The sequence below is a fragment of the Curtobacterium flaccumfaciens pv. betae genome, assembly GCF_026241855.1.
GTDB classification, from domain to species: Bacteria; Actinomycetota; Actinomycetes; order Actinomycetales; family Microbacteriaceae; genus Curtobacterium; species Curtobacterium flaccumfaciens.
The window spans coordinates 849,306-866,078 of record NZ_JAPJDC010000001.1; the positions used below are offsets into that span (position 1 = coordinate 849,306).

At 67.5% G+C, this 16,773-nt stretch carries 18 protein-coding genes; 12 read left to right on the forward strand and 6 right to left on the reverse strand.

Going from position 1 to position 16,773, the window contains the following annotated elements; genetic code table 11:
• Nucleotides 1–3: 3 nt before the first annotated feature.
• From ORG17_RS04060 to ORG17_RS04075, 4 genes are all read left to right on the forward strand, one after another.
• Nucleotides 4–873 carry a sugar phosphate isomerase/epimerase family protein gene (locus ORG17_RS04060; RefSeq protein WP_110864413.1) on the forward strand — a complete coding sequence of 290 codons (870 nt, stop codon included), beginning with the start codon at nucleotides 4–6 and terminating at the stop codon, nucleotides 871–873.
• Nucleotides 870–1,982: a transaldolase family protein gene (locus ORG17_RS04065; protein ID WP_214527069.1), complete on the forward strand. Its 1,113-nt coding sequence runs from the start codon at nucleotides 870–872 to the stop codon at nucleotides 1,980–1,982. Before ORG17_RS04060 ends, ORG17_RS04065 begins: the two co-directional genes overlap by 4 nt.
• Before the next feature lie 194 nt (nucleotides 1,983–2,176).
• On the forward strand, nucleotides 2,177–3,370 hold the full coding sequence (locus ORG17_RS04070) for a Gfo/Idh/MocA family protein (protein WP_214527070.1): 1,194 nt from the start codon (nucleotides 2,177–2,179) through the stop codon (nucleotides 3,368–3,370).
• A gap of 61 nt (nucleotides 3,371–3,431) precedes the next feature.
• Nucleotides 3,432–3,839, forward strand: coding sequence for a tautomerase family protein (locus tag ORG17_RS04075; RefSeq protein WP_111090656.1), 408 nt, complete (start codon nucleotides 3,432–3,434; stop codon nucleotides 3,837–3,839).
• A 198-nt stretch (nucleotides 3,840–4,037) separates the two neighbouring features.
• Here ORG17_RS04075 and ORG17_RS04080 read toward each other — a convergent pair whose 3' ends face one another.
• Both ORG17_RS04080 and ORG17_RS04085 read right to left on the reverse strand, forming a co-directional pair.
• Nucleotides 4,038–4,796: a GntR family transcriptional regulator gene (locus tag ORG17_RS04080; RefSeq protein WP_071405736.1), complete on the reverse strand. Its 759-nt coding sequence runs from the start codon at nucleotides 4,794–4,796 to the stop codon at nucleotides 4,038–4,040.
• A 122-nt stretch (nucleotides 4,797–4,918) separates the two neighbouring features.
• Complete coding sequence (locus tag ORG17_RS04085) at nucleotides 4,919–5,584, reverse strand: exonuclease domain-containing protein (protein WP_027464531.1); 666 nt, start codon at nucleotides 5,582–5,584, stop codon at nucleotides 4,919–4,921.
• Nucleotides 5,585–5,628: 44 nt separating this feature from the next.
• Between ORG17_RS04085 and ORG17_RS04090 the strand changes: the two genes are divergently transcribed.
• From ORG17_RS04090 to ORG17_RS04110, 5 genes are all read left to right on the forward strand, one after another.
• Nucleotides 5,629–6,201, forward strand: coding sequence for a hypothetical protein (locus tag ORG17_RS04090; protein WP_214527072.1), 573 nt, complete (start codon nucleotides 5,629–5,631; stop codon nucleotides 6,199–6,201).
• 59 nt (nucleotides 6,202–6,260) lie between these two features.
• The gene (ychF, locus tag ORG17_RS04095) at nucleotides 6,261–7,334 is read left to right on the forward strand and encodes a redox-regulated ATPase YchF (RefSeq protein ID WP_214527074.1); all 1,074 of its coding nucleotides are present in this window, start codon (nucleotides 6,261–6,263) and stop codon (nucleotides 7,332–7,334) included.
• 260 nt (nucleotides 7,335–7,594) lie between these two features.
• Nucleotides 7,595–8,566, forward strand: coding sequence for a hypothetical protein (locus tag ORG17_RS04100; RefSeq protein ID WP_214527075.1), 972 nt, complete (start codon nucleotides 7,595–7,597; stop codon nucleotides 8,564–8,566).
• On the forward strand, nucleotides 8,563–10,104 hold the full coding sequence (locus ORG17_RS04105) for a DUF262 domain-containing protein (RefSeq protein ID WP_214527077.1): 1,542 nt from the start codon (nucleotides 8,563–8,565) through the stop codon (nucleotides 10,102–10,104). The genes ORG17_RS04100 and ORG17_RS04105 overlap by 4 nt, the downstream gene beginning before the upstream one ends.
• A 106-nt stretch (nucleotides 10,105–10,210) precedes the next feature.
• A complete protein-coding gene (locus ORG17_RS04110) occupies nucleotides 10,211–11,140 on the forward strand; it encodes a hypothetical protein (RefSeq protein WP_214527079.1) in 930 nt (309 codons plus the stop codon).
• Between the two features lie 137 nt (nucleotides 11,141–11,277).
• Here ORG17_RS04110 and ORG17_RS18475 read toward each other — a convergent pair whose 3' ends face one another.
• Nucleotides 11,278–11,514: a nucleotidyltransferase family protein gene (locus ORG17_RS18475; protein ID WP_214527080.1), complete on the reverse strand. Its 237-nt coding sequence runs from the start codon at nucleotides 11,512–11,514 to the stop codon at nucleotides 11,278–11,280.
• On the opposite strand from ORG17_RS18475, the gene ORG17_RS18545 reads away from it, so the two are divergent.
• Nucleotides 11,422–11,778, forward strand: coding sequence for a hypothetical protein (locus ORG17_RS18545; protein WP_250892376.1), 357 nt, complete (start codon nucleotides 11,422–11,424; stop codon nucleotides 11,776–11,778). The two genes, ORG17_RS18475 and ORG17_RS18545, sit on opposite strands and share 93 nt — an antisense overlap.
• 68 nt (nucleotides 11,779–11,846) lie before the next feature.
• Here the strand turns inward: ORG17_RS18545 and ORG17_RS04120 are convergent, their stop codons facing one another.
• Nucleotides 11,847–12,134, reverse strand: coding sequence for a hypothetical protein (locus tag ORG17_RS04120; RefSeq protein WP_017887091.1), 288 nt, complete (start codon nucleotides 12,132–12,134; stop codon nucleotides 11,847–11,849).
• A gap of 272 nt (nucleotides 12,135–12,406) precedes the next feature.
• Entirely contained in the window at nucleotides 12,407–13,018 is a 612-nt protein-coding gene (locus ORG17_RS04125; RefSeq protein ID WP_214527082.1) for an HD domain-containing protein, read from the reverse strand.
• Between the two features lie 139 nt (nucleotides 13,019–13,157).
• Between ORG17_RS04125 and ORG17_RS04130 the strand changes: the two genes are divergently transcribed.
• Nucleotides 13,158–13,967 (forward strand): hypothetical protein, encoded by an 810-nt coding sequence (locus tag ORG17_RS04130; protein ID WP_214527084.1) that lies wholly within the window; start codon nucleotides 13,158–13,160, stop codon nucleotides 13,965–13,967.
• Nucleotides 13,964–15,832 carry an amidase family protein gene (locus tag ORG17_RS04135; RefSeq protein WP_214527086.1) on the forward strand — a complete coding sequence of 623 codons (1,869 nt, stop codon included), beginning with the start codon at nucleotides 13,964–13,966 and terminating at the stop codon, nucleotides 15,830–15,832. Before ORG17_RS04130 ends, ORG17_RS04135 begins: the two co-directional genes overlap by 4 nt.
• A gap of 84 nt (nucleotides 15,833–15,916) precedes the next feature.
• Here the strand turns inward: ORG17_RS04135 and ORG17_RS04140 are convergent, their stop codons facing one another.
• The gene (locus tag ORG17_RS04140; RefSeq protein ID WP_214527088.1) at nucleotides 15,917–16,693 is read right to left on the reverse strand and encodes an isocitrate lyase/PEP mutase family protein; all 777 of its coding nucleotides are present in this window, start codon (nucleotides 16,691–16,693) and stop codon (nucleotides 15,917–15,919) included.
• Nucleotides 16,694–16,773: the final 80 nt, after the last annotated feature.

Here is a 16,773-nt window from a genome sequence, read left to right on the forward strand (position 1 = left end):
TCGATGCCGAAGATCGCGCTCGACCCGACCCCGTTCCACCACGACCTGTCGCTGCTCGAGTTCCCGCGCAAGGTCGCGGAGCTCGGCTACGAGTACCTGCAGCTCACGCCGCACAAGGACTTCATCCCCTTCTACCGGCACCCGAAGGCCGACGACGACCTGGTCGACGCGTTCGCCGCGGCGTGCCGTGACGCCGGTGTCCAGGTGGCGAGCGTGCTCCCCGTGCTGCGCTGGTCGGGCCCGGACGAGGACGCCCGACAGGCTGCGGTGCGGAAGTGGAAGCGGGTCATCGAGATCACGAAGCGCCTCGGCGTGGACACCATCAACACGGAGTTCTCCGGCCGCCCCGAGCGTGCCGAGGAGTCCGAGGACCAGTTCTACCGGTCGATGGAGGAACTGCTGCCGATCATCGAGGACGCCGGCATCCGTGTGCTCATCGACCCGCACCCCGACGACTTCGTCGAGGACGGCCTCGAGGCACTCCGGGTGATCCGCGGCCTGAACTCGAAGCACGTCGGCTTCGTCTACGTCGCCTGCCACACGTTCCACTACGGCGGCAACATGGACGAGATCATCGACGCCGCCGGTGACTCGCTGCAGCTGGTCCACGTCGCCGACGCGTACGACCACCGTCGCTCGCACGGCCTGCGCTACATCACGAACCCGCCCGGCAACCCGGTCCGGGTGCACCAGCACCTGCCGGTCGGCCAGGCGGACGTCGACTTCGACGCCTTCTGGGCGGCACTCGACCGGGTCGGTTTCTCGGCGCGCGAGGACACCGTCGCGGTCTCGAGCGTCTTCGCGGAGGACGAGAACGCCGACGCGGTGTCGCGGTTCCAGCTCGACACGATCACGAAGGGACTCCACCGATGACCACCACCCTCGAGACGCAGGCGTCCACCGACGCCGATTCCCGTCCCGTCACCCTGCAGGCCGCGGAGCAGACCCCCACCGCCCTGTGGAACGACTCCGCCGACCCGCGCGAACTGTCGACCGCCATCCACGAGTACGGTGCCGTCGGTGCGACCTGCAACCCGGTGATCGCGTACACCTGCATCCAGCAGGACCCGGAGACCTGGGTCCCGCGCATCCGCGAGATCGCCGAGGAGCACCCGACGGCGGGGGAGTCCTGGATCGGCTGGAAGGCCGTCGAGGAGCTCTCCATCGCCGCCGCGGCGCAGCTGTTGCCCGCGTTCGAGGCGTCCGGCGGCCGGAACGGTCGACTGTCCATGCAGACCGACCCCCGGTTCCACCGCGACGCCGACGCGCTCGTCGAACAGGCCGTCCGGTTCTCGCAGCTCGCGCCGAACATCATCGTGAAGATCCCCGCCACGAAGGTCGGCATCGCCGCGATCGAGGAAGCCGCCTACCGCGGGGTCTCGATCAACGCCACGGTGTCCTTCACCGTGCCGCAGGTCGTCGCCGTGGGCGAGGCCATCGAGCGCGCCCTCGACCGCCGTGCTGCCGAGGGCCTGCCGGAGCAGGAGTTCGGACACGTCGTCACCCTGATGGCCGGCCGCTTCGACGACTGGCTGAAGACCGTCGTCAAGCGCGACCACGTGATGGTGGACCCGGGCATCCTCGAGTGGGCCGGTGTCGGCGCGGTGAAGAACGCCTACCGCGTCTTCCAGGAGCGTGGGTTCCGCTCGCGCGTGCTGGTCGCCGCGTTCCGCAACGCACTGCAGTGGTCGGAGTTCCAAGGCGGTGACCTGGTGGTGTCGCCGCCGTTCCAGTGGACGAAGGACATCAACGACAACGCGTTCCCGTTCCGTCCGCACGCCATCGACAACGAGGTCCCCGTGCACGTCATCGAGGCGCTCCGGGCCGCAACGCCGGAGTTCGCCCGCGGCTACGACGTGGACGGCATGACGATCGACGAGTTCGACCGCTTCGGTGCGACCGTGTCGACGCTCCGACAGTTCCTGGACGCCGACGCGAAGCTCGACGCCCTGGTCCGCGACATCATCGTCCCCGCGATCTGATGCGCGGCGCGATCCGCGGTCGGAACCACGGGTCGCGCCCCGCGCGCTGACGCACCAGCCTGGAGGCCCGGTGCCGGTCCCCGAGACCGGCACCGGGCCTCCAGGCGGTTGCGTCATGTGCTGACAAGGTCGGCCGCATCGGCTACGCTCGTTGTCGCGCTCCAATGCGCGTCACCTGAACGAAGGAGTTCTCCATGGACAGCATCGGCGTCGGGCTGATCTCGGTCGGCTGGATGGGGCGGTTGCACTCGCGTGCCTACCGAGCGTTGCCGGACCACTTCCCGGAGCTCGGCGTCCAGCCGCGGCTCGTCGTCGCGGCCGACCCGATCGAGGCGGCCCGTGACCAGGCGGTGACGCGGCTCGGGTACGAGCGGGCCGTCGCCGACTACCACGAGGTCCTCACCGACCCGGCGGTCGACGTCGTGTCGATCTGTTCGCCGAACTTCCTGCACCGCGAGATGGCCGTCGCCGCGGCCGAGGCAGGCAAGCCGTTCTGGATCGAGAAGCCGATGGGACGGTACGCCAGCGACTCGCGCTCCATCCACCAGGCGGTGCAGCGTGCCGGAGTCATCACGAGCGTCGGCTTCAACTACCGGCACGCCCCGGCGATCGAGCGCGCCCGTGAACTCGTCCGCAGCGGACGGCTCGGCCGGATCACGAACGTGCGCGGCTCGTTGCTCGCCGACTACTCGTCCGACCCGGCGGCCCCGCTGACCTGGCGCTTCGAGCGTGAGCGTGCCGGATCGGGTGTGCTCGGCGACCTGCTTTCGCACGGCCTCGACCTGGCGCAGTACGTGGTCGGACGGATCGCGTCGGTCAGTGCGCTCGCCGAGACGTTCATCGAGTCGCGGCCCCGCCCGGCTGCCGGCATCGTCGACCGCAGCGCCGCGGCGACCGGCGAGCTCGGTGCCGTCGAGAACGAGGACTACGCCGCGCTGCTGTTCCGCTTCGAGGACGGTGCGGTCGGCACGATGGACTCGAGTCGGGTCATGCGTGGGCCGCACGCCGAGTACACGCTCGAGATCTACGGCACCCGCGGTTCGGTCCGGTGGGACTTCCAGCGCCTCAACGAGCTCGAGGTGTACGTGGACGGCCAGGAGGTCGACGGGTACGCGACGCACTACGTCGCACCCGGAGACGGGGAGTTCACCCGGTTCCAGCCGGGTGCCGGCACGGCGATGGGCTACGACGACCTGAAGACGATCGAGGCGGCGCAGTTCATCGCGAGCGTGCAGCGCGGAGAGCAGCTCGCACCCTCGGTCGCCGACGGGCTGGCTGCCGCGTCGATCGTCGAGGCCGCGGAGGCCTCGCTGGTCGACGGTTCGTGGCACGACGTCGCTCGTGTCGACGGGCCGCTGACGTACGGGGCGCCGACGCCGAAGTTGTAGACACTCGATCATCGTTGCTTGTTAGTATGTAAGGACAAAGTCCGAGCAACCAGGAGGCACCATGCCGCTCGTCCGTATCGACCTCGCCACCGGCCGCACGCCGGAGGCCGTCCGTGGCATCGCCGACGCCATCCACCAGGCCATCGTCGACGTGTACGGGATCCCGGTGCGGGACCGGTTCCAGGTGATCACCGAGCACCCCGCGCAGCAGATCATCGCCGAGGACGCCGGCCTGGGGTTCGAGCGCACCGAGGGTGTCATCGTCATCCAGGTGTTCACGCAGCGCGGGCGGAGCGACGAGGCGAAGGCGGCGCTGTACCGGGCGATCCACGACGCCCTCGCGGCGATCGGTGTCGCGTCCGAGGACGTCTTCATCGGCTACGTCGAGAACGGGCCGCAGGACTGGTCCTTCGGCTTCGGGCGTGCTCAGTACGTCACGGGTGAGCTCGGGGTGCCCGCGCTCGGGTGAGGTGGTGCGGGTGCGGGTGCGGGTGCGGGGTGGTCACGACACACCGCTCAGGTCCGCCGAGCGGTCACGAACTGTCGGTTGCCGGGCCTCCGGGCGACAGTTCGTGACCACTCGGCGCACGACCGACAGCGTGTCGTGACCCCTCGCCGAGCAGCCCGGGCGACGGAACGTGACCGGTCGGCCACGTGACCGGTCGGCCTACTTGTCGACGAGCGTGACCTCGAACGAGTACCGGTCCGGGCGGTAGCAGTGCACGCCGTACTCGACCGCACGGCCCGAGGCGTCGTACGCGGTGCGGCTCATCGTGAGCACCGGGTCGCCGTCCTCGATCTCGAGCAGGCCGGCCTCTTCGTCGGTGACCGCACGGGCCCCGATCCGCTGCTTCGCCACCCGCATCGTGACACCTCGGCCGCGCAGCAGCTGGTACAGCCCGTACGCCTGCAGGTCCTCGTCGGTCAGGTCGAGGAACTCCGGCGGCAGGTAGTTCTCGAGGATCGCCATCGGGACGTCCTCGGCGAACCGCACCCGCCGGATGTGCGCGACGGTCGTGCCGGGCTCGATGCTCAGTGCCGCGGCGACCTCGTCGGACGCGGGGACGTCGTTGCGCTGCAGGAGCTTCGTCGCCGGAGCCTGTGCGCCCTGCGCCAGGTCGTCGTACAGGCTCGTCAACTCGACCTTGCGGGTCACCGGCCCGTGCACGACCTGGGTCCCGATACCGCGGCGGCGCACCAGCAGACCCTTGTCGACGAGGTCCTGGATCGCCCGTCGGATCGTCGGCCGCGACAGACCGAGACGCTCACCGAGGGCGATCTCGTTCTCGAGCCGGGCCCCTGGCGGCATCGCGCCGGAGCGGATCGACTCCTCGATGCGCGAGGCGACCTGGAAGTAGAGGGGCATGGGACCCGACCGGTCCAGGTCCATGAACAGGTCGGACGGCAGCTGGCCTTCGTTGGTCATCGCGGTCCTTCACACGTGCGGAGATGCCGGCGTCGGTGCCGACGGCATTGTCGTGACAATACCACCGGGGATGTGGTGCCCCGGCCGCGCGCAGCGGGCGTTGCGTCAGTCAGCGCAGACCGTCAGTCGGCGAACACCATCGGCCGGTTCGACAGACGCGGCTGGTTCGCGGCCTTCGGCTTCTCGGCACGCGCGCGGACCGGGGCGATCGTCACCCGGGTCACCGCGCCGAGCGCCTCGACTGTCTCGACGCCGTGGTGCCCGGCAGCGTGCACGACGATCGCGGCGCAGGCCTCGGCGTCGGCGGCGGCGTCGTGGTGCTGGAATCCCTCGAACCCGGCGGCCATCGCGGCGACCGGCAGGCGGTACGAGTCGAGCGTGTAGGTCTTGCGGGCCACCGCCAGGGAGCACAGCGAGTGGTGCTCGGCCAGGTCGATCCCCGTCGCTGAGCACCCACCGGCGATGACGCCCATGTCGAAGCGGGCGTTGTGGGCCACCAGGACGTCGCCCTCGGCGAAGGCCACCAGGTCGGGGTACTGCTGCTCCCACGTCTTGGCGTGCGTCACGTCCTCGGCGACGATGCCGTGGATCCGCGTGTTCCACTCCAGGAACGCGTCGTGCCCGAACGGCGGGCGGATGAACCACGACGCCCGATCGACGACCCGGCCGGCGCGGACCTTCACGAGCCCGACGGAGCAGGCGCTGGCGGGCGAGCTGTTGGCGGTCTCGAAGTCGATCGCGGTGAAGTTCAACGGCACGGTCCCGATCGTCGCACGGGGTGCCGACATCGCCCTCCGTTCCCGTCGGCGTTGCGTGTGGCTACTCTCGGCGCATGGGGAACGAGGCCGACCGCCGTCCGCTCGTCCTGGTGCTCGCCGGTGCCGGCTACGGGCAGCAGGCGCCGCTGCTCTGGTGGACGAGCGAGATCGCCGCCGCGGCCGGGTGTGAGGTCGTCGCGCCACGCTGGCACGTCGACGACGCTGCCGGTGCCGATCCGGTCGGGTTCGTCGAGACCGCTGTTGCCGCGGCAATGGGAAACCGGCTGCCCGACCTCGTCGTCGCGAAGTCGTTCGGCTGCTTCGCCCTGCCGTGGGCGATCCGCCACGCGGTGCCCGGCGTCTGGCTCACCCCGGTACTGACGCATGATGACGTGGCCACAGCGCTCGCCGCCGCCACCGACGCGCACGAGGCGATCGGGGGTGGCGACGACACCATGTGGCGGCCCGAGCGGGTCTCGGGGACTGCTGCGCGCCTCCAGACCGTCGACCGTGCCGACCACTCGCTCCAGGTGCCGGGGGACTGGCGGCGCTCGCAGCGGCTGCAGGCCGACGTCTTCGACGTCGTCGAGCGGCGCATCACGGCCCTGCTGCGGCCCCCGATGAGCGGGTTGCGTCCGCTGATCTGACGGACGGACTGGAGGCCCGGGTCGGCTCCGACAGGCCGCCGCCGGTAGGCTCTTCTTCCGTGGCTCTCACCATCGGAATCGTCGGTCTCCCGAACGTCGGCAAGTCGACCCTGTTCAACGCCCTGACCAAGAACCAGGTCCTCGCCGCGAACTACCCGTTCGCGACGATCGAGCCGAACGTCGGGGTGGTGAACCTGCCCGACTCGCGGCTCGACCAGCTCGCTGAGCTCTTCCACTCGGAGAAGACCGTGCCGGCGCCGGTGTCGTTCGTCGACATCGCGGGCATCGTCAAGGGCGCGAGCGAGGGCGAAGGCCTGGGCAACAAGTTCCTCGCCAACATCCGCGAGGCCGACGCCATCGCGCAGGTCGTCCGCGGCTTCACCGACGACGACGTCGTGCACGTCGCGAACAAGGTCTCCCCGAAGGACGACCTCGAGGTCATCAACACCGAGCTGATCCTCGCCGACATGGAGACCATCGACAAGGCGCTCCCGCGGTACGAGAAGACCGTGAAGCTCAAGCAGACCGAGCCGGTCGTGCTCGAGACCGCTCGCGAGGCCCGTGCCGCGCTCGAGCAGGGCACGCTGCTGTCCGCCACCAAGATCGACCTGTCGCCGATCGCCGAGCTCGGCCTGCTCAGCGCCAAGCCCTTCATCTTCGTCTTCAACGTCGACGAGGCGATCCTGACCGACGAGTCCCGCAAGGCCGAACTGGCCGCGCTCGTCGCCCCGGCGCAGGCCGTGTTCCTCGACGCCCAAGTCGAGTCGGAGCTCATCGACCTCGACCCTGCCGACGCCGCCGAACTGCTCGAGTCGACCGGTCAGACCGAGTCGGGCCTCGACCAGCTCGCCCGCATCGGGTTCGACACCCTCGGACTGCAGACCTACCTGACGGCCGGTCCGAAGGAAGCCCGTGCGTGGACGATCGGCAAGGGGTGGAAGGCACCGCAGGCTGCCGGCGTCATCCACACCGACTTCGAGAAGGGCTTCATCAAGGCCGAGGTCATCTCGTTCGACGACCTGATGGAAGCCGGCTCGATCGCCGAGGCCCGCGCTGCCGGCAAGGCCCGCATCGAAGGCAAGGACTACGTCATGCAGGACGGCGACGTGGTGGAGTTCCGCTTCAACAACTGATCTGCCCGTCTGAAACGCTGCCGCTCCAACGCTCCTCTGCCACCTCAGTCTGCAGGAGCAGATTAGGTCGCGGTGGTTGGGAGACTGGCTTGCAGCGCTGACGACCAAGCAGCCCTCATTGCCACGGGTGGCGACCTTCAAAAAGTGTCGAAACAGGCGTTGGCTGCCCTTTGCCATCCAGGCCGCCTGCGCGTCGCGTTTCCCATCATCAGCAAAAGCTCAAAGTCGCTATCGAAGCCAGCGACGGAGGGTACTCGCCGATGATCAGCACACTCCGCTCATCCACGATCGAGAACATCGCAGGTGCCAAGGGCTCTCTAGGTCTGTCCAACTCCCGCTGGTCGATTGTCTACGGCTGTCCCCGCAAGCCGCGGGTGTGCTGTAGCGTTCACGAGGATACGTCGGCAACTGGAGGCAGCGTGGCTGAAAACAAACTCGGACTGTCAACCGGATGGCTGATGCTCGCGATCGTCAGTGCCATCGCTGTAGCAGTCGGCACGTTGGCGTTCGCGGCGGGCGTCGGAACAGGCTTCTGGTCGTATCTATTGTCGGGGGTTGGATCGGCGCTGCTCTCTACTGCCGTTGCGTTACTCATCTCGGAGATAGTTCTTAAGCCACTCCTCGTGCGCGACCTGCTGTCAATGACTCACCTTCGCGACCGAGTTGCGGACATCGCTATGCGGGATCTTGGGCCTTCCAGCAGGGTGGACTGGCGCGAACTCTATGAATCGTCTCGTGAGATCGACATCGTAGTTGATGCTCCCTCAGCGTGGGTGGAAAGAGATCTGGAACTAGTCGTTGCGTGCGCATCTCGGAAGTGCCGCGTGCGGATATTCCTGCCGCCTCCCGAAGGAACGCTCGAGGGGCAGGTCGTAGATGCGGAGTCTTCCCTCCGAGAGGCCTGGACGCGGCGGCAGGACGACTCTAGCAAGGCGGTTCTTGAAGTCTGGTTCTTGAAGGAAAAGCCGACCTCATTCATGAGTAGATTTGACGGAGAAGTCGTGCTAGCCGTCGATGCGGGCCTCTCAGTCGAAGTTAAGTCGAAGCTCTATCTGCATGTCGGAACTGCGGGAACTTCTGACGTGCAGACGTGGATTAAGGACCGGTGGCAATGGGCTGAAGCGGGAATCGACGGAACGGTTGCCTGGAATAGTCCAAAATTACCTCTCGACCCAGCCGTCGTACGAGAGGGTCTGAGAACCAAACTTAATGAAACGGAAGTGAACTCGTGATCGAAACTCGTTCGCAGGATATAGCGCTCGAGTCACTTCTCGACGGCATTCACCTAGGACAGGTTGTCCTTCCTGACTTCCAGCGAGACTTCGACTGGTCGGACGGTGAGGTTCGCGCTCTTCTGGCTACCGTACTCATGAATTGGCCGGTTGGTAGCATTCTTCTTATCGAGGGAGTGAGCAACAGGGAATTTTATGCGCCGCGGGCGTTCGAAGAAGCGCCTCATGCGCCGGGGAACATTGTCTACATCGTGCTTGACGGGCAGCAGCGACTGACTTCCCTATATCATGCGCTATATGGCCGAGGGGAGCTTAGATACTTTCTTAAGATCGATACTAGTGCGGACTACGCCGACGTAAGCGTCATCGATGAACTCCTTGTTAGTCATACAGAAGAAACGTGGTCCGCGCTCGCTACGCCCGAGATGATGCGCGCGAACAGGCTGATTCCGTTGACAGCATTGGCGTCAGCAGACGATTTTTACGAGTGGCGCGATCGCCTTGAAGGCGACGAGTCCGAATCGGCGTGGCTCACCGCCCTATATAGGAATAACTTTGCTCACCTGGCCAAGTTCCGAGTGCCTGCCGTGGTCGTAGACAGTCGGATAGCGCCTGCAGCCATCGCCCGGGTCTTCCAACGCGTGAATCAAGGTGGGATGAAGCTGGGGTCGTTCGATCTTATGGTTGCGAAGACCTACAGCGACACGTTCAATCTCCGTGCGGCGTGGGAAAAGTCGAAGGTTGACCACCCCGCGTTGAACAAACATCTGCAGGACGATGGTCTCCCTATTTTGTCTGTTCTTGCGCTCCGAGAGTCTGGGGATGTTCGCCAAAGCGCGGTGCTCGATCTACAAGAAAAGGCGGTGAGTGACTATTGGGCCGATGCTGCTAAGTACTACGCGGCGGCCATCGAATTCGTCGAAGAAGAATTTGGGGTACTTAGATCTGAGTGGCTCCCTTACGGTCAGATGCTGACGGTTCTCGCCGCGGTTTCATACGAACGGGATTTGACGGGTATGCGTGATTTGATCGCCCGCTGGTTTTGGAAGACGGGCTTTGAGCACAGATACGATTCTGCGTCAAATACCCGAGCCGTCGCAGATTATAAGAAATTGCGAAGCGGAGTTGAGGCTAGTCCTGGAGAGCTGAAATTCGTCATCGAGGAGATGGCCGAGTCGACTAGAGGCCGACGAGGCGCCGTCCATCGGGCGTATTTGTGTGCTTTGGGAACGAGCGTCGCTGAGGGCCGTCACGAACCGACGGTTGCGCCGAACCCCGTGTCGATCTTCAAGCGGCGGAACGGCGCGCCCGCGTTGCATCTCCGGACTCTCTCCTTCCGGCTCGTGGACGAGCAATCGAAGCGAGTGGATTCACTTGGAATGCCAGGTACCGAGCCCGATGAATATTCCGAGGCGGCGATGACCCAGCTCGAGCGAGTCGCCCGTTTCGTGCAGGGTGATGCGGGTGTTGTCACCCGTATTATCAGCGAAGCCGAAGAGGAGCGTCGGATCGCCGATCTAGGCATCCCTTTGGACTAGGATATTGCATGCATTGATGTTGCCGCAACCCGTGGCGAAGCGGCGTTGAGCCAAGTAGGTCCGGGTCTGCATTACCGGACGAATTGGTTAAGGGCAGGTACTGATTATGTCTGACTCAAATGACTGGCTCCCGTCTCAGGCTCAATATCTTCGTGAACGTGGCGTGAGGGAGGCGTCGCATGGGATTATCTGGTCAACAGTTTTCCCGACCGTTGCGTGCCGTAAGCTCCGATTCATCTATGATGACTTTTTCGAGGAGCTCGGGCAGGAAGATGTCGGCAGGCGCATTAGCGAGGAAGCCTTTTCGATTCTGCAGCAAAATGCGAGGACCTACCCCTCGTCGAAAACTCTCTGGGACGCGCTATACAGTGATTCGCTAGATGGTCTTGATATCGCAGACTGGTTTGCGTCAATCCCCTTGGCTATCTCTCGTTTGCTGACGTTAGACGACACCCTTCCGGCTGGCGCCACGGCCCCCGCGAGCGGTGCGAAGCTTGTAAGCTTCCCCGAAATGTTCTATGAGAAGGTCAACGACGTCCTCCTCGAGGAGCGAATCGGTTGGCTGTACCTTGATGGCAGATTCCGTGAGCGACGCGTACAGCCCCTTCATGTTGAGCTTGTGATGCCGGTGGAAGCGCTTCTCTCGGGAGATGTAATATTCAGGCGCGCCGAAGTTGCGTATCAGGAGGCGATGACTGCTCTTGCGCAAGGGTACTACGGCTCGGCAGTCTCGCTCAGTTATTCGGCAGTGCAAGAGACCTTCTTAGCCCTCGGGGCGCAGGGGGGGAATCTTGGTGCGCTCTTCGCGAATGCGAAGACCCGCGGCTTTCTACGGGGCGTGGATGCAAATCTTCTGACGGCAATCAAGGCACTCGATAGCTGGTTAACCGCTAATCGATCCGAACGGGGAAACGCTCATGGCGCTTCCGACGCTGATCGAGATGACGCTCAACTGAGCATTCATGTCGCCGCGTCGCTCATGGTCAGGCTGATGAAGTTGGGAGCGCACAGGGCCTCAACGACAGACCCCGATTAGTGACGAGTGTAGCGCGCTGGCCTTCTCTTTGCGGCCAGGCAGAATGGGCCTGAATTGGTCGTGATTGGACGCACTCGGCGAGCAGGTCGAGGAAGCTGGCCTGCAGCGACGGCCACCGCTCTTCGAGGGCAGCAGGGTCACGGTCGTTGCGGGGCCGAGGCGTGAACCGGGGAGCCGGCATCACAGCGGCACGGCTTCGTCGAGGACGTGGGCGAAGTGCTCGTCGTCCTCGAGGTCGTCGGTGAGACGTCGACCTCGAAACCGGTGATGCGCTCGACCTCGTGCGCGAATCCACCGAGATCGAACAGCGATGCCGCGGGGGTCAGGTGGACCAGCAGGTCGATGTCACTGTGTTCGGTGTCCTGCCCGCGCACCGCGGAGCCGAAGAGGCGGACGTCGTCGAGGTAGAAGCGCTTCGCCTCGTCGAGGATCGCGTCGGCGTAGATGGCGAGCGTGATGCTCGGGCGGGTGTGCGCCGCTTCCGTCCGCTCTCGTACGCCGAAATGGTCGGCTGCTGCATGCCGGCGGCGGCAGCGAGAGCGGTCTGCGAGAGACCGAGGTCTTCGCGGGCGGCGCGGATGAGTTCCGCAGCACGTTCGATCCGTATGGCGACCTCCCCAATAGCTGTCGACTATTGACGGCCGCCGGGGAACGACGAAGCGCCGCCGAGCGGACTCGACGGCGCTTCGTGGTGGTGCTGGTGGACCTAGGCTGCGAGGGCCATCTCGCCCGCCTGCACGGACTGTGCCTGCAGCAGGGTGCGGCTGGCCTCGCCCGCCCAGGAGCGGCCCGGGACGGTCCAGCCGGCCTCGCCGACGGCGTCGAGCCGGGTGCCCCGGGTGACGAAGGTCCCCAGGTCGTCGGCCGCGATGCGCACGAGGTACTCGCGCTGCGAGCGGTCGTCGCGCACCGGGAACTCGGCGATGCGGTCGGGGGTGATCGTCGGGGCCGCGAGTGCGGTCCCGAACACGGTGATTCGTTCGTTGCTGGTCATGGTGCTGTACTTCCTGGTCATTCGGCGCCAGGGCGACTCGGTGTCGGCGGACGTCTCAGTCCAGCGCGACGCATCGAGTGCGGGGCGCGCACGTCGAGTTTCAACGTGCAGCTCGTCCGTTCGGATCGAGCGGTGTCTCGAGTGGAATGCGACTCGGGTGAGTCGGTGTCGAGAGGTTGGTGTGCGCGAGTCAGATGGGTTCGCTGCAGTGCACCAACCAGAGACTATACGCCCACCGCGCCGAGAAGTCCAGCGAGCGACCGGACCGAGCGTCAGGATGCCAGGAAGGCCGCCCAGCGGTCCCCGCCGGCGGCCACGTTGCCCGAGCCGTCGAGGCGAGCCGCGGCCGAGGAGGGCTTGCGCGAAGCCTGCTCGTGGATCAGCCCGTCGAACGTCGCCGAGAAGTCCAGACGGGGCAGCGCGGCCGTGACGTCCCGCAGGTCGTCCGACGACCACCTGTCGAAGCCCACACCGGAGACATCGAGCGAGGTCGCGACCTCGAGCAGGTGCCCCTCGGCGTCGAGCTCCGGGTCGACGGACCGCCACATGTGCCGCTCGATGATCTCCCCGACCCGACGGGCTCGCACGGCGTCCCACCCGGCACCGAGCGCGAAGACCGAACCGACGGCGCCGCCGGCGTCCTCGAAGGGCACCCCGTGGGCGTCGAACGACGGGGTCACGCCGAGGTCGTGGAGCATCGTCGCGACGAAGAGCAGCTCGGGGTCCGGTTCGAGGTCGACCGTCGGGGCGAGCAGGACGGCCCATGCCCACGAGCGCAGGCAGTGGTGCACGAGGGCGGGTTCGGACCATGCCCGCACGACGTCCAGTGCGCGCGCAGCGACGGGGGAGGGCGGGGTGAGCAGGGCTTCGACGTCGACCGACATGGCACGACAGTAGCGGCAGGAACGAGCCGTAACGGGGCGGAAACGTGCTGGGCCAGAACCGGAAACAGCACCCCGTTAGCTTTCGGTTCACTGAGTACCCGCTCAGCACCCCTCCACCCCACCCGAAGGAACTGCGCCCATGCAGCACCGACCACGGCTGCGCCCCCGCGCGACGATCGTCTCCTCGACGCTCGTCGCCGCCGGGGCGTTCGGCCTCGCCGTCCTGACGGCCGCTCCGGCCCAGGCAGCACCCACCGCGACCACCGCCGCCATCGACGCCCCGGCCACCGTGACCGTCGGCACCGCGTTCGACGTCGACCTGACGATCCCGGACACGGCCGACGTCTACGCGTACGAGATCACGCTCGAGGCCGACTCGGTGCAGTACCGGGACGACAGCGTCACCGGCCCGGACGGTGGCTTCGACAGCGTCGAGCAGGACGGCGACGCCCTGACGATCGTGCACACCCGCCTCGGCACCTCACCGGCGCTCGACGGCGACCTGGCCACCTCGATCTCGCTGACCCCGACGGCGGTCGGCAGCGTCGACCTCGACGTCACGAGCATCACCCTCCTCGGCTCCGACGGCACGTCGACGACCCTCGACGACCCGGCGAGCACCACCGTCGTGGTCGCCGCGGCCGCGACCACCGCCCCGACGGCCACGCCGACGCCGGGTGCGACCACGCAGCCCGGCGCCGGTGGCGGCACGGGTGCCCCCGCCGGCCCCGGCGACCCGACGGCACCGGGCGCCGAGCCGACCGACGGCGCCACCGCCGGGGCAGGAGCCGGCGGGGACGACCGTCCTGCCGGAGGCAACCTCGCCTGGACCGGCGCCGACGTCGCGCCGTGGATCGCCGCGTCCATCGCCCTGCTCGCAGCCGGCGGCACCCTGATCACCCTGCGGGCCCGTCGTGCCCGCCGCGACCGCACCGGAGCCTCCGCATGACCGCCACGAAGCAGGCCGCCCGCAAGCAGGCCGCCAGCAAGAAGCGCACCACCATCGCCGGCGTCGCACTCATCGCCCTCGTCGGCACCGTCCTCGCCGCGACCCCCGCGATCACCGCCGCCGCACCCGCGGCCGTCGACGCCAGCCCCGCCGCCATGCTCGCGCCGTACTACACGGACCTCGACCTGACCAGCGACGACCAGGTCACCCAGGCCGACCTCGCCGTGCTCACCGACCACCTCGGTGCGACGACCGCGAGCACCGACTGGGCGACGGTCAGCGCCGCGGACACCGACGCCGACGGCACCATCACCGTCGCCGACCTGGCCGGGTTGTCCCAGCGGATGATCTACGACGACGGCCCCTTCCAGCTCGTCGAGGCGTCGACCATCGACATGCAGGCCGCGATGAACGCCGGGGTCACCACGTCGGTCGCGATCACCGAGGACTACCTCGACCGCATCGCCGCCTACGACCGCGCGAAGGTCGACACCGCGTCGACCGGGCGCCCGCTCAACTCGATCGTCACCACCAACGCCGACGCCCTGGCCGCCGCGAAGACCGCGGACGCCGAGCGCGCCGAGCACGGGATGACGAGCATGCTGCTCGGCGTGCCGATCGCGGTGAAGGACAACTACGACACGAAGGACATGCCGACCACCGGTGGCTGCGGCTGCTGGGACGACAACCAGACCGACACCGACGCCGCGATGGTCACCGGCCTCCGCGACGCCGGCGCCGTGATCCTGGCGAAGGCCAGCCTCGACGAGTTCGCCTTCGGCTTCGTCTCCGAGTTCTCGTCGAACCAGCCCGCCGGCTCGTCGCTCCTGGTCGCCAGCCCGTACAGCACGGCGCAGACGGCCGGTGGCTCGAGTGGCGGCACCGGCGCGGCGATCTCCGCGAACCTCGCCGGGATCGGCTTCGGCACGGACACGGGCGGGTCGATCCGTGTGCCGTCGACGTACAACCAGCTCGTCGGCATCCGGCCCACGGTCGGCCTGACCAGCCGCGACGGGATCATCCCGCTCGCCCTGTCGCAGGACACCGGTGGCCCGATCGCCCGCTCGGTGACCGACGCCGCGGTCGCGCTCGACGCCGTCACCGGCGTGGACGCGGCGGACCCGGCGACGGCTGCGCAGGCCGGCAAGGTGCCGACGTCGTACACGTCGTCGCTCGACGCCGACTCCCTGCAGGGCTCCCGCATCGGCTACGTGACGAGCATGGTCGGCACGAACGCCACGACGAAGCGTCTGTTCGACGCCTCCGTCGCGAAGCTCGAGGCCGCCGGTGCCACCGTCGTCCCGATCACGGCGACGACGGCCTTCAACCGGGTCCTGTCCGAGGGCAGCGGCAGCACGAACGAGTTCAAGCACGACCTGGACGAGTACGTGGCGAAGCACCTCGACCCCGACGTCGCCGCGCGCTCGCTGCAGGGCATCCTGGCCTCGGGCGAGTACGTGCCGAGCCGCAAGAGCACCTACCAGTCGCGCGACCTGATCACGGACGCGCAGTACCAGGCGTGGGCCGGACCGACGGGGTCGCACACGACGCAGCTCGCCACCGGCAAGCAGCTCGTGACGCAGATGCTCGACGACCAGGACCTCGACGCGCTCGTCTACCCGTCGGGCACGCCGTACGGCACGCAGTCGACGAACATGCGCCTCAGCCCGAACACCGGCATGCCGGCGATCACCGTCCCGATGGGCCAGGCGACCGCTGCCGACAACACGATCACCGGTGCCGGCGTGAACCTGGAGTTCCTCGGCCGCTCGTTCGACGAGAGCACGGTCATCGGCCTCGGCTACGCCTTCGAGCAGGAGACGCACGCGCGCACCACGCCCGCGCTGTATCCGGCGCTCGGTTGAGCTGAGCGGGTCGCGTGACGCGACCACGGGATGGACGGGAGGCCCGGTGCCAGCTGGCACCGGGCCTCCCGTCCATCCGCTCCGTCAGTTCAGGGTCGGGGTGTCCTCCGGCACGACGCCGTCGGCGTACAGGTCGGTCGCCAGGTCACGGAGCGCGCGCAGCGCGACCCGCTGCGTGAGCGGGCCGTACGAGATGCGGGCGACGCCGAGCGCCTCGTACTCCGCGGCGGGCAGGGCGCCGGGCAGGCCGATGACCGAGAGCTTGCCGCGGCCCAGACCGGCGACGAGTCGCTCGACCACGGAACGCTCGATCGCGCCGGGCACGAAGACCAGGGCGGCGCCGTTGTCCAGGAACGCCTTGCCGCGGGTGATCGCGTCCTCGATGCTCTCGTCGATCGGGCGGTCGCCGCCGCGCACGATCGCGTCGGTGCGGGCGTTCAGCTGGAAGTCGACCCCCTCGGCCTGTGCCGCGGCGGTGATCGCGGCGACGCGGGCGACGGCCTCGTCGAAGGGACGCAGCCGGTCTTCGACGTTGGCGCCGACGACGCCCGAGCCGATGGCGCGGCGGATCGTCTCGGCGGGGTCCTCGTAGCCGTCGTCCAGGTCGGCGGTGACCGGCAGGTCCGTGGCGGCGGCGACGACCGCTGCCCCGGACAGGGCGAGGTCGAGGGGCATGCCGCCGTCCTCGTACCCGTACGACGCGGCGATCGAGTGCCCGGCGGTGGCGATCGCCTTCGTGCCGGGCAGGTCGCTGACGACCTTGGCGGTGATCGCGTCCCACACGTTCACGACGCGCAGGATCTCGGGGGCTTCGTGCAGCTGCTTGAGGGTGACGGCCTTGTCGGCGGTGCTCGTGCTCATGCTGCCGACAGTAGGCCGACGGGGCGGGCAGTGCCGAGCGGTCCGCGAAGCTGGACCGATCAGCCGGACAACGCGGAGAC

What these genes read in the sequence shown, in the direction of transcription:
- ORG17_RS04060 (WP_110864413.1), top strand. Translation starts at nt 4, where the DNA reads ATGCCGAAGATCGCGCTCGACCCGACCCCGTTCCACCACGACCTGTCG.
- ORG17_RS04065 (WP_214527069.1), top strand. Translation starts at nt 870, where the DNA reads ATGACCACCACCCTCGAGACGCAGGCGTCCACCGACGCCGATTCCCGT.
- ORG17_RS04070 (WP_214527070.1), top strand. Translation starts at nt 2,177, where the DNA reads ATGGACAGCATCGGCGTCGGGCTGATCTCGGTCGGCTGGATGGGGCGG.
- ORG17_RS04075 (WP_111090656.1), top strand. Translation starts at nt 3,432, where the DNA reads ATGCCGCTCGTCCGTATCGACCTCGCCACCGGCCGCACGCCGGAGGCC.
- ORG17_RS04080 (WP_071405736.1), bottom strand. Translation starts at nt 4,796, where the DNA reads ATGACCAACGAAGGCCAGCTGCCGTCCGACCTGTTCATGGACCTGGAC.
- ORG17_RS04085 (WP_027464531.1), bottom strand. Translation starts at nt 5,584, where the DNA reads ATGTCGGCACCCCGTGCGACGATCGGGACCGTGCCGTTGAACTTCACC.
- ORG17_RS04090 (WP_214527072.1), top strand. Translation starts at nt 5,629, where the DNA reads ATGGGGAACGAGGCCGACCGCCGTCCGCTCGTCCTGGTGCTCGCCGGT.
- ORG17_RS04100 (WP_214527075.1), top strand. Translation starts at nt 7,595, where the DNA reads ATGATCAGCACACTCCGCTCATCCACGATCGAGAACATCGCAGGTGCC.
- ORG17_RS04110 (WP_214527079.1), top strand. Translation starts at nt 10,211, where the DNA reads ATGTCTGACTCAAATGACTGGCTCCCGTCTCAGGCTCAATATCTTCGT.
- ORG17_RS04120 (WP_017887091.1), bottom strand. Translation starts at nt 12,134, where the DNA reads ATGACCAGCAACGAACGAATCACCGTGTTCGGGACCGCACTCGCGGCC.
- ORG17_RS04125 (WP_214527082.1), bottom strand. Translation starts at nt 13,018, where the DNA reads ATGTCGGTCGACGTCGAAGCCCTGCTCACCCCGCCCTCCCCCGTCGCT.
- ORG17_RS04130 (WP_214527084.1), top strand. Translation starts at nt 13,158, where the DNA reads ATGCAGCACCGACCACGGCTGCGCCCCCGCGCGACGATCGTCTCCTCG.
- ORG17_RS04135 (WP_214527086.1), top strand. Translation starts at nt 13,964, where the DNA reads ATGACCGCCACGAAGCAGGCCGCCCGCAAGCAGGCCGCCAGCAAGAAG.
- ORG17_RS04140 (WP_214527088.1), bottom strand. Translation starts at nt 16,693, where the DNA reads ATGAGCACGAGCACCGCCGACAAGGCCGTCACCCTCAAGCAGCTGCAC.